This is a genomic window from Gemmiger formicilis, from assembly GCF_016901605.1.
Taxonomy (GTDB): domain Bacteria; phylum Bacillota; class Clostridia; order Oscillospirales; family Ruminococcaceae; genus Gemmiger; species Gemmiger formicilis_B.
This window is the reverse complement of record NZ_JACJKP010000115.1, coordinates 1-9,904: the sequence shown is the minus strand read 5'-3', so window position 1 is coordinate 9,904 and position 9,904 is coordinate 1. Positions and strand designations below refer to the sequence as shown.

Annotated in this window: 11 protein-coding genes; 1 reads left to right on the top strand and 10 read right to left on the bottom strand. The window is 55.7% G+C overall.

The features are described 5' to 3' along the window. Window positions 1-154 precede the first annotated feature (154 nt). From H6B10_RS09720 to H6B10_RS09680, 9 genes are all read right to left on the bottom strand, one after another. The gene (locus tag H6B10_RS09720) at window positions 155-1,135 is read right to left on the bottom strand and encodes a helix-turn-helix domain-containing protein (protein ID WP_204651423.1); all 981 of its coding nucleotides are present in this window, start codon (window positions 1,133-1,135) and stop codon (window positions 155-157) included. 18 nt (window positions 1,136-1,153) lie between these two features. Beyond that, the gene (locus H6B10_RS09715) at window positions 1,154-2,536 is read right to left on the bottom strand and encodes an ABC transporter ATP-binding protein (RefSeq protein WP_204651422.1); all 1,383 of its coding nucleotides are present in this window, start codon (window positions 2,534-2,536) and stop codon (window positions 1,154-1,156) included. After that, entirely contained in the window at window positions 2,530-3,225 is a 696-nt protein-coding gene (locus H6B10_RS09710) for an energy-coupling factor transporter transmembrane component T (RefSeq protein WP_204651421.1), read from the bottom strand. Before H6B10_RS09710 ends, H6B10_RS09715 begins: the two co-directional genes overlap by 7 nt. 1 nt (window position 3,226) lies before the next feature. Further along, on the bottom strand, window positions 3,227-3,826 hold the full coding sequence (locus H6B10_RS09705) for an MptD family putative ECF transporter S component (RefSeq protein WP_204651420.1): 600 nt from the start codon (window positions 3,824-3,826) through the stop codon (window positions 3,227-3,229). 137 nt (window positions 3,827-3,963) lie between these two features. Beyond that, the gene (locus H6B10_RS09700) at window positions 3,964-4,788 is read right to left on the bottom strand and encodes a class I SAM-dependent methyltransferase (RefSeq protein WP_204651419.1); all 825 of its coding nucleotides are present in this window, start codon (window positions 4,786-4,788) and stop codon (window positions 3,964-3,966) included. 24 nt (window positions 4,789-4,812) lie between these two features. Beyond that, on the bottom strand, window positions 4,813-5,628 hold the full coding sequence (locus H6B10_RS09695; protein WP_204651418.1) for a class I SAM-dependent methyltransferase: 816 nt from the start codon (window positions 5,626-5,628) through the stop codon (window positions 4,813-4,815). 42 nt (window positions 5,629-5,670) lie between these two features. Continuing rightward, on the bottom strand, window positions 5,671-6,363 hold the full coding sequence (locus H6B10_RS09690) for a class I SAM-dependent methyltransferase (protein WP_204651417.1): 693 nt from the start codon (window positions 6,361-6,363) through the stop codon (window positions 5,671-5,673). An 18-nt stretch (window positions 6,364-6,381) separates the two neighbouring features. Next, window positions 6,382-7,167 carry a ZIP family metal transporter gene (locus H6B10_RS09685; RefSeq protein WP_204651416.1) on the bottom strand — a complete coding sequence of 262 codons (786 nt, stop codon included), beginning with the start codon at window positions 7,165-7,167 and terminating at the stop codon, window positions 6,382-6,384. A 287-nt stretch (window positions 7,168-7,454) separates the two neighbouring features. Further along, a complete protein-coding gene (locus tag H6B10_RS09680; RefSeq protein WP_087330326.1) occupies window positions 7,455-7,934 on the bottom strand; it encodes a hypothetical protein in 480 nt (159 codons plus the stop codon). A gap of 156 nt (window positions 7,935-8,090) precedes the next feature. Between H6B10_RS09680 and H6B10_RS09675 the strand changes: the two genes are divergently transcribed. Then, window positions 8,091-8,321, top strand: a complete 231-nt coding sequence (locus H6B10_RS09675; protein ID WP_040411886.1) for a helix-turn-helix domain-containing protein — start codon at window positions 8,091-8,093, stop codon at window positions 8,319-8,321. Between the two features lie 90 nt (window positions 8,322-8,411). On the opposite strand, the gene H6B10_RS09670 is transcribed toward H6B10_RS09675, so the two are convergent. Next, window positions 8,412-9,904 (bottom strand): ABC transporter ATP-binding protein (locus H6B10_RS09670; protein ID WP_204651415.1); only part of this gene is annotated, 1,493 nt, incomplete at its 5' end.

Genomic DNA, 9,904 nt, shown 5'->3' with positions numbered 1-9,904 from the left:
CCCGTGGTAAAAGTGTGGTTGCCAGACTTTTCAGGGCTCCCTTTAGGGAGCGACCACAGGAGATAGGCCCTTATAGGGCCTGTTCAAACCACCCGTTCAACGGGTGGTTTTGATATCGGTTCTTACCCGTGCTTGCCGCTCCGCACAGCCAGCGTCACTCCGTTTCGTCAGGAAAAGAGAGAACGGGATTCCCGCCGCCTCGCCGGTATTCCAGCGGAGTTTGTCCCTTCACCGCCCGAAAAGCCGCGGCAAATTTGCTGGAGCTGTCATAGCCCACCGCTCCGGCGATCTCTGTAACGCTGGTCTCCGGTTCTTTCCGAAGCAGCAGAGCCGCCCGATCCATCCGCAGTGCCCGCATATAGGTGTTCACCGGACTGCCATATACACTTTTGAAGCAGGCCTTCAGGGTGGTCAAAGGGATCTGGTACTGTCTGGACAGGGCCTCCAATGTGATATGCTGATCCAGATGCTCCACCAGATAGGAGCGGATGGCCTTTACCGTTTCCACCTGGGAACGGTAAAAATATGGTTTTTCCGTTCCGCTTCCCAATTCCAGGGCATCGAGATACAGCAACAACTCCAGAATCTTTACCCGAAAGTAGGGCATTTTGATCCGCTCCGGTACGGTACACAACTCCTGAAAAATGTGATCCACCGAGGGTGCTCCGTGAATGACCCGCGGCCGGGCATCCGGGCAGAATTTCTGCTGGATGGCGGCCAGATCCAAAGGATAGTCTCCCGCCAGACGAGCCAGCTCCATGGGTATCATGGACAGGTCAAAGCACATGGAGATGCCATGATAGTGGGACAACGGGAGAGAAAAGTATCCTTTGTGCTTCAGGCGGCGATCCACTTTCAGGTCACCTGCCTCCACATAGGAGAACGCATCGTTGCCCACAGCGTATTCCATCCGGCCCTCCCGGCAATAGTCGATGCAGAGGAGATCCTGCCGGGTTTCAAAAGAGGAGTCGCAATAGGCCATGTGGAAATCGTTATACAGGATGGTCGCGCCGGGGAACACCTCGTAGACGGTCATGGTTCCATCGCCGCTCTCATTTCGCAGCTGATAAACGCTACACCCACCGCTCTTGGCCAAGAGGCACAGATCCGGTTGGCTGTCCTGTAAAAATTCCACTGCGGCTCAGCTCCTTTCTCAAAGTTCCAGGACTCGATCACAGGCGCACTGGAGAAATTCGCGGTCATGTGTCACCACCAGAACCACCCGGCCCTCGTCCGCCAGTTCCCGTGCGCAGCGAGCCACTTCCTGCATTCTTGCATAGTCCAGACCACTGGTGGGCTCGTCGAATACCAGCAGCGGCTTTTGGGACAGCATGGCGGTAGCCACCGCCAAACGCTGCTTCTGACCGCCGGAGAGGGCCATAGGGTGCTTTTCCCGGAACGCAAGCAAATTGAGCCGATCCAGCACCTCCTGAATGCGCTGGTCAGAGAGTCCTTCCATAGCCAGCCGGCACTCTCCCCATACGCTGTCAGAAAAGAGCTGATGGTTCACATCCTGCATGACGCAGTAGGCAATCCGCTGCCGCTGCTTCGCACCAAGGATGCGGCCGTTGAGGCGGATCGTTCCGGCACTCTCCCGCATCAGGCCACACAAGCAGCGGGAAAGGGTGCTTTTTCCCACGCCATTGTCACCCGTGACGGCCAGCACCTCTCCCGGGCGGGCGGAGAAGGAAAGGTTTTGAAATATCGGCGGCTCCCGCTTGTACCGGCAGCACAGTCCCTCCACAGACAGTCCATCCTGTTCCCCCGCAGCGCGGGAGGGCGGCAGAGTCACCTGAGTAGGCGTGAGTGTGCGAAGGCCCAGAGCGATCCGTTCTGTCTCAGTCAGCCGCCGGAATTCTGTTCCGCTCCAGATCCGCTCCACGATCCCGTCCCGCAGATAGACAGCCCGATCTATGAGATCCGCCAGAAAGTACAACCGATGCTCCGCAATGAGAATGGTGTGTCCCCGACTTTTCAGGTATGCGATTTGATCATGGAGTCTTTCGATGGTATCCCGATCCAAATTGGCCGTAGGCTCATCCAAAATGTAGAGCTCCGGCCCCATGGCATAGACCGAGGCAAAGGCCAGCAGCTGCTTTTCTCCGCCCGACATGGCGAAGATGTTCCGGCCCCTCAGCCGCTTCAGGTGCAGGCGGTCGGTGGTATCATCCAGTCGGCGAAGGATCTCACCCCGGGTCATGCCCCGATTTTCCAGGCCAAAGGCGAGCTCACTGTCGGAATCCATGTTGAAAAACTGACTTTTGGGGTTCTGGAAAACAGACCCCACCTGCCGGGCCAGTTGGTAAAGAGGCTGTTCCCGCACCGGTGCGCCGTGGAGCAGGACTTGCCCGGTCAGTATGCAGTCCTCCGTAAATGCCGGAATCAAGCCGTTAACCAGCTTAGTGATTGTGGTCTTTCCGCAGCCGGAAGCGCCGCAGAGCAGTACACATTCTCCCGACCGGATGGTCAGATCCACGTGGGTGAGGGTGCCCACTTCTTTTGTATAGGAAAAGGACACATCTTGCAGCTCTACCATGGAAACACCCCCAATTTGACTGCCAGAAGGGCAACGGTAAGCCCCACACCCACAAGGAACGCGGCGCCGTCCACCGGCGAGAACCGCAGTTCCACCAGACTGGTCTTAGGCGCCGGGTCCTCGATTCCCCGGGTCACTGCCGCTGCGGACAGCTCCTCCGCAGTGCCGGTAGCGGAGACCATTAGGGGAACCATGATCCCCTCCAGCTTTGCCAATCCCCGGATGCCCCGCAATCGCATCGCATCCCGGATATAGCCTGTCTCTTCCCGAATGGCGGGAAAGTACCGCAGCGTCACCGAGACGGCTACGATCAGCCGCTGAGGGAAATGGATCTTGCGCATTCCAGCCACCAGATAGGGCATAGGCGTCCGGCGAAGCATCAGAAAGCCGATCATCCGGCAGGGCATCATCCGGCGGGCATAGTTGGCAAAAATGGAAAAACTGGTAGCAGCCCATCCCGGCGCGGCCGGCAGAATCCAGTATTGTAGGCACAGGATTCCCCCGAAAATCAAGAGGCTTTTCCCCGCCATAGCAAAGCAATGATGGAGTAGCATCAGGAATAGGAGAAAACCAATCCATATCATTTCCATCCAAAAAGGTTGCTCACTAAAAGCTGCCAGATTGGCAAAGACCAGCAGAGCAAGACCCACCCTGGGGTCGAACACCAAACAGCGCCGTGCCTCCTCCATGTTACAGAATCCCCGCCTTCTCAAAATGCTTGCGGAACATTCCCTTGGCCAGCAGGATACCCAGCATCGCTCCCACGATAGGAGCCCCCACCAGAACCACGATCATACCCGGGGAGGTCAATGCTGCCAAGGTAGAGACATAGGCTTCCGGCATTCCCTGCTGGCTGATCTGCGCCAGGAAACTGTCCCGCATGATCCAGACAGGCAGCGGGGAGCCGATCATCCCCAGCGAGAAGAACACATAGGCCAGAGCATTACCGTGGAAAGACCGGTAATGGCTACAGATCCGGCAAAGCTCCGCCAGGATGCAGCTCACCGCAAAAGCAATGAGAATCACGACCGTGAATTGCCCAGTAACAAAGTAGATCAAGGCCGTAATAAAGCCCATCAGGACCACTGCGCCGGTCTTTGGCACCTTAGTACACATCATCAGGAATGGGATACCCGCAAATACGGCGATCAGGCCAGGCATCAAGATCCAAAGCAGGGGATGCAGACCGCTGAGAAGCATAAAAGCAAAGTTGATGACAAAGTAGATGGCGGAGAAAATTCCCACCGTAATGATGTCCTTTCCCGTCATCCCTTTTTTCTGCGTGTTCATGATGTACCGCTCTCCTTCAACATAGTTAGATTATGCTAACCGTTATTTCTGAGAAAAGGCGCTTAGCGCGCCCCTCCTTACTGAGTATAGCGGTACATCGCCGTTCTTTCCGCTCCGATTGGACAGCTTTATCCCGTTTAGTCAATAGATTTATTGCCGTGACAGAGATGCACCATCTTCACCATACAGAATCTGTCCGAAACTGCCATGCTGACCTTGGTGGACAGCTTCAATCCGGTTCGGGGGATATGGCGGTAATAAGGCTCCTCAGCCAGCACCCTGACCCCACTGTCGATTTTTCCGGCCAGCACCGATGCGGAATCCACATAGAAAAACATCTGAGCATCCCCGTGGCCCACCTGCTTCATGTATTTCTTTCGCATCATGGCCATGCCGCTTTTGCTCACGGTATCAAAGACGATTTCAATCTCTCCAAACCCCGTGAGCATCCGCAGGAGGCCCACAACCTTGCTTTCCTCAAAATAGTGGAACAGGCCGCCGGCGGTGACCAGAATGGGAGCATCCGGCGCATCCGTGCGGATATGTCTGATCCAGTCCTCAGCAAAGGCGTCTCCGGCAAGATAGGTCTCCCGCTCCGGCTCAGGCAGCAGCTCCCGACGGTATTCCACCACATGGGGCAGATCCACGGCATACCAGTGCGACCTTCCATTGTCGCAGCGATAATAGGCCGTCTCCAGACCGCAGCCGAGTTGAACGACCACACCGTCCGGCCTGTGCTCCAGAAAGGTCCGGATGTACCGGTCCATATTGGCGGACCGGACGGCGGAGGCCAGCAGAGTATACTGGCTCTGTCCGTCCTGCTCCGGCAGGCTGGAAGGCAGTTTCTTTTTCAGTTCCAGCGCCTTGGGATCGTACAGGATCTGCGGGCAGTACTCGCTGGCATAGATCCTGCCCAGCATGGGGACAAACAGCGTGTCCTCTACAACGCCCAACTTGGACATGGTCAACCCTCCTGTTTGGACAAATTACTTTCTACCCACAAGCAGCCGGGAAGAGCCCAGCATCATCATGGCAGCCCGGCGGCGTGAACCGAAGGCTTCTTCCGCGGTATCAATGAGCCGGACATCCTGATAGCCCATCTCCAGCAGTTTTTGGGCAAAGGCATCCATATCGCCGTACAGCCTGGGTTTCATATCATCGTTCAGCGCGAAGACGCCGCCTTTTTTCAGCACCCGTAGGCTCTCCAGCAGCAGCTTGTGCATATCGGCTCCCATGACATTGTGGTAGACATAGTTGCTGATGACCGCATCAAAACTCTCATCGGGGAAATCCAGATGATTGGCGTCGCCATGCTGGAACACACACCGGGAGGCCACACCTTCACTTGCGGCGTTTTTCTCACAGAGAGCCTTGCTATAATTGTAAACAGCTCCCCAGTAGTCCATGCCAGTGACCTTTGTCTCCGGCCAGGTCAGGGCCGCACGGATCGACAGCGCCCCGGAGCCGCAGCCGACTTCCAGGAGACTGCCCTGACCGTCATAGTCCAGATGAGAGAGAACGACCCGGTGAACCTGTTCCATGATCCCGCCGCCGCCAAAGGCATACTGGTGCCTGATCCATGTGATCCAGACCAGCAGGGTCACCAGCGCCGCTGCAACAACAGAGAACAGAACGCCAAGAACCGTGATATGGAACACCGAAAAGGAGAGTGCGGCTAAAACCACGGCCAGAGCTGTGATGCCACCGATAATGTAGAACACGGGATTGGACATCCAGCTTCCATAGTCTTCGCCGTGGCTGCCGAGACGGATTTCTGCTTGTTGATTACGCTTTTGCTGCATTCGATTTTCCTCCCTGTCATTCAGAATTTGTGTGCAATTCATTTACGAGTATTCCTCCTTTACCTTCTGGCAGGCAAAAGAGGCTATGCTCTGGACGGTGCGAACCTTTGCAGGCCCGAATATTTCCTCCAGACGATGCCGCAGGCTCTCCGCCGTCTCAAAGGGCGGGGTGAAATAGCCCTTTGGCACATACAGCCTGCGGATTATCCAGTCGGTGCGGCGGTTTTGCCCCGTCACATAGAAGCAGCCGCAGAAGATCCCGCCGGGCCGCAGTACACGAAAGATCTCCCGCCAGGCGGCCTCCTTATCCGGAAACGCATGAAACCCGTTGAGCGAGAGCACGATGTCGAAACTGCCATCCCCAAAAGGCAGCGCCCCAACATCCCCCTGCTGAAAGCGCACATGGGCAAGTCCCTCGCCCCAGAATTTTGCCCGCTCCAGCATCTCCGGCGAGTAATCCAGGCAGGTGATCTCCGCCTCCGGCATTTCCCGGTAGAGGGGCATGGTCAGGATACCGGTACCCACGGGGACTTCCAGCAGTCTTCCGGAAAACCCCTCCGGTATTCCGGCAAGGGCGGCGGAAAGGTAGTCCTGGGTTTCCGCCCGGCCCATTCCCCATACCAGGCGGCATACCGCCCGGCCTGACAGGGTGGAACAGGTGATCATGCCATCATAAAATGTCCGTTTGCCTCCCAATCCCCGGTAGGCGTTTTGAATCCGCTCTTCTTGTCCCATTTTTTCACCTTCACTCACTCAAGCACCCAGCGCCACATCCAGCGTCATCATGAGGGTAAAACCGACTGCAAACAGAATAGTCCCTATATTGGAGTGCTTTCCCACTGACATCTCCGAGATCAATTCTTCCACTACCACATAGACCATCGCTCCGGCGGCAAAGCTCAGGGCGTAAGGCAGTACCGGAACCAAAATCCCCGCCAGAAGGATGGTCAGAATCGCACCTATGGGCTCCACTGCGCCGGACAGCGTCCCATACAGGAAGGAGCGGGATTTGGAGACCCCCTCCGCTTTCAGGGGCATGGAAATGATCGCGCCCTCCGGGAAGTTCTGAATGGCAATTCCCAGAGAAAGAGCCAGCGCCCCCGCCAGCGTGATACCGCTGTCTCCGTAGAGCCACCCGGCATAGACCGCCCCGACCGCCATTCCTTCCGGAATATTGTGCAGCGCCACAGCCAAGGTCAGCATGGTTGTTTTTCCAAGACTGCTTTTGATGCCCTCGGCCTCCGCGCTGCCGCGGTGCAGATGCGGGATCAGCCGATCCAGCCCCAGCAAGAAAAAGATTCCCAGCCAGAAACCCACAACGGCGGGGACAAAGGACCACCGCCCCATGTCCGCAGCCTGCTCCATTGCGGGCAGCAGCAGACTCCAGATGGAAGCCGCCACCATTACCCCTGCCGCAAAGCCGGTGAGCGCACGCTGTACCATCTCACCCAAATTGTTCCGCATAAAAAAGACGCAGGCCGCCCCCAGCGTCGTCCCGGCAAAGGGAATCAGTAGCCCTTGCCATAGTTCAATTGGCATATTCTCCTCCAATCTTGCCGCAGTGATTTTCTGCAAAGTCGATCCGGATGATTCGGAGGCACATCGATCTGTCGGTCAGCTTTGCCAGTGGCTAACAGGTGCAACCGAACACTGTATAAGAATCTCCGGTACAGAGCCCTTATCAATTTTACATTTTTCCATAGTCGCCTTTCAAAAGGTATGATACTCTATGCTTGATTATAGTTAGCTATCACTAACCAGTCAAGTCATTTTCTGTTAGGGACAGTTAATTTTCCTATCAGCTGTGTAGAGTGTTACGCAAACTCTCACCCGCAACCTTCAAAGTGTGCGAGATTCAGGATTTCTTTTTTCTTTCTCTGGGCGTAACGCAGAGTTTGATATGCTCCGCCGCTGGAATGATCCACACAGAATACCACAAGGTCGCTTCGATCCACCATCTGCCGGTTGCGAATCTGAATGGCACCCTTCGGATGGCTGCCAGCGGCGGCGCTGCACAGTTCAATTTCATCATAATATGCTTCAAAGTTCTCCAAATTGTCCCGCAGCTCTGCCGTCGGATACGGAAGCACCAAAATCAGGGCGCTATTGTCATCCCGCACACGGCGCTGTTGGCGCTTGACGGCAGAAGAAACAATCTGGTCAAAGTCTCCGTTACGGCCAACCAGAAACTCCACATATTCCTTTTCCAAAAGCAATGTGTGGATCAGCGACTCCACACGCTCTTCCGCTTTCCAAAATTCCGGAACGGTCCGATGTCCAAAAAAACTGACGGTAAATAGATCCATGTCGTTCTCGTTGGCATTTTCTGACCAACAGCTCCCTCAAGTAAATGTTTCACCTCTTATTATATATAAACATTTACTTGAAGTAAATAATCCTCTAATTGGTTTCAATTATATTTTACCTATTCTGTTGGTAGCATAATGTCGGGAGGTGAAGTGATGCAGACAGAGTTTCCGGAACGATATATCACTCTGGGTTTAAAAATCGCCTATTACAGAAAAAAGGCGGGATTGACGCAGGAGGTTCTTGCTGAACGGATCGGAAAAAGTGTTAATTTTGTCGGCCAGGTAGAAGGAACAGGAACAATTCGGGGTGTATCCTTGGAGACCCTGTTCAAAATCGCCCAAGTATTGAAGATTCAGCCCTCCAAACTGTTGGAGGACGACTGATTAGCATTGTAAAAAGAAAGCGAGTGCTGCCACCGGGGATATATCCGGTGACAGCACTCCTCATTTATAACGGTTTAGGCGTTCCTTCTCTCAGAGCTTCCACTGGCCGGACTCTTTACGGCCGGATACGAACGCTTGATACAAGCCCTCCTGGGCCATGAGCTGGCTGTGGGTGCCCCGCTGAACGATCTGTCCGCCGTCCAGCACCAGGATCTGGTCGGCGTTGCGGACCGTCTTCAGCCGGTGAGCGATCATCAGAATGGTCTTGTCCCGGGTCAGGGCTTCGATGGCCTTTTGCAGTCGGTCCTCATTCTCCGGGTCTACATTGGCGGTGGCTTCATCCAGAATCACGATGGGAGCATCCTTCAGGATAGCCCGTGCGATGGAGATTCGCTGCTTCTCGCCGCCGGAAAGACTGGATCCACCTTCGCCGATGACGGTGTCATAACCTTGGGGCAGGGTGAGAATGAAGTCGTGGCAACAGGCTTTCTTCGCCGCGGCCACCACTTCCTCGTGGGTGGCATTGGGGCATCCAAACTTGATGTTGTTTTCCACCGTGTCGGCAAAGAGATAGACCTTCTGGAATACCATGGAGATCTGATCCATCAGGCCCTCCAGGGTATAGTCTTTCACATTCTGACCGCCCACCAGGACGGCGCCGCTCTCCACATCCCAGAACCGGGCGATGAGATTGCACAGCGTGGTTTTCCCGGAGCCGCTGGGGCCCACGATGGCGGTGGTGGTTCTGTCCGGGATGGCGAAGGATACATCCCGCAGGATAGGCCGCTGGTCATAAGAGAACGAAACATGGTCGAAGGTAATGCCGTGATCCCTGGGCGTGCCGGCCTGACCGGTCTCTGCCAGCTGAGGCATGGCATCCGTCTCATCAGCATGGGCCATGCAGCTGCTGACGATACGCAGCAGGGACATACCGCTACCCGCCGAGGAGATCTGAGCAAAGACCAGGAAGGACATGATGACCACCATCAGAGCATTGGCCAGAATCATCGTCCCGGAGAGATAGAACCATACCGCCGAGAGCATCATGGCCACGCTTCCCAGCTGGAGCGCTATCCCCTGCGCCATGATATAAGGGGTGAACATCTTTTCGATGTTCAGGTTGCTACGGCAGTTGTATTCCAGTGCTTCCTGCAAGGTGCGGTCACCCCGTCCGGTGAGGTTGAAGGACTTCACCACGCTCATGCCCTGCACATACTCCAGTACCGCCTCCACCAGCTTGGCCTCGGATTTCTGGCGGTGCGGGGCGAGCGAGGCGGATTTTTGCTCCATGGCAGAGGTGATGAACAGATAAACCACGGTGGCCGCCACCACAATGAGACCGATCCGCCAGTCAAAAATCAGGATCATCACCGTAAAGACCAGAGCGTTGAGCATCCCGCCCAGCATGGTCACCAACACCATGGGGGCCACAGTCTCCACATTGTCCAGTACAGTGGTGCAAACCCCGGTGAGCTCTCCCAGGCTGTTGTCGTTGAAGTAGCCCATGGGGACGGATTTCATCCGCTGCCCGATGGCCACGCGCTTATTGGCCGCCATGAAGTACCCGGCGTGGGTCTGCTGGA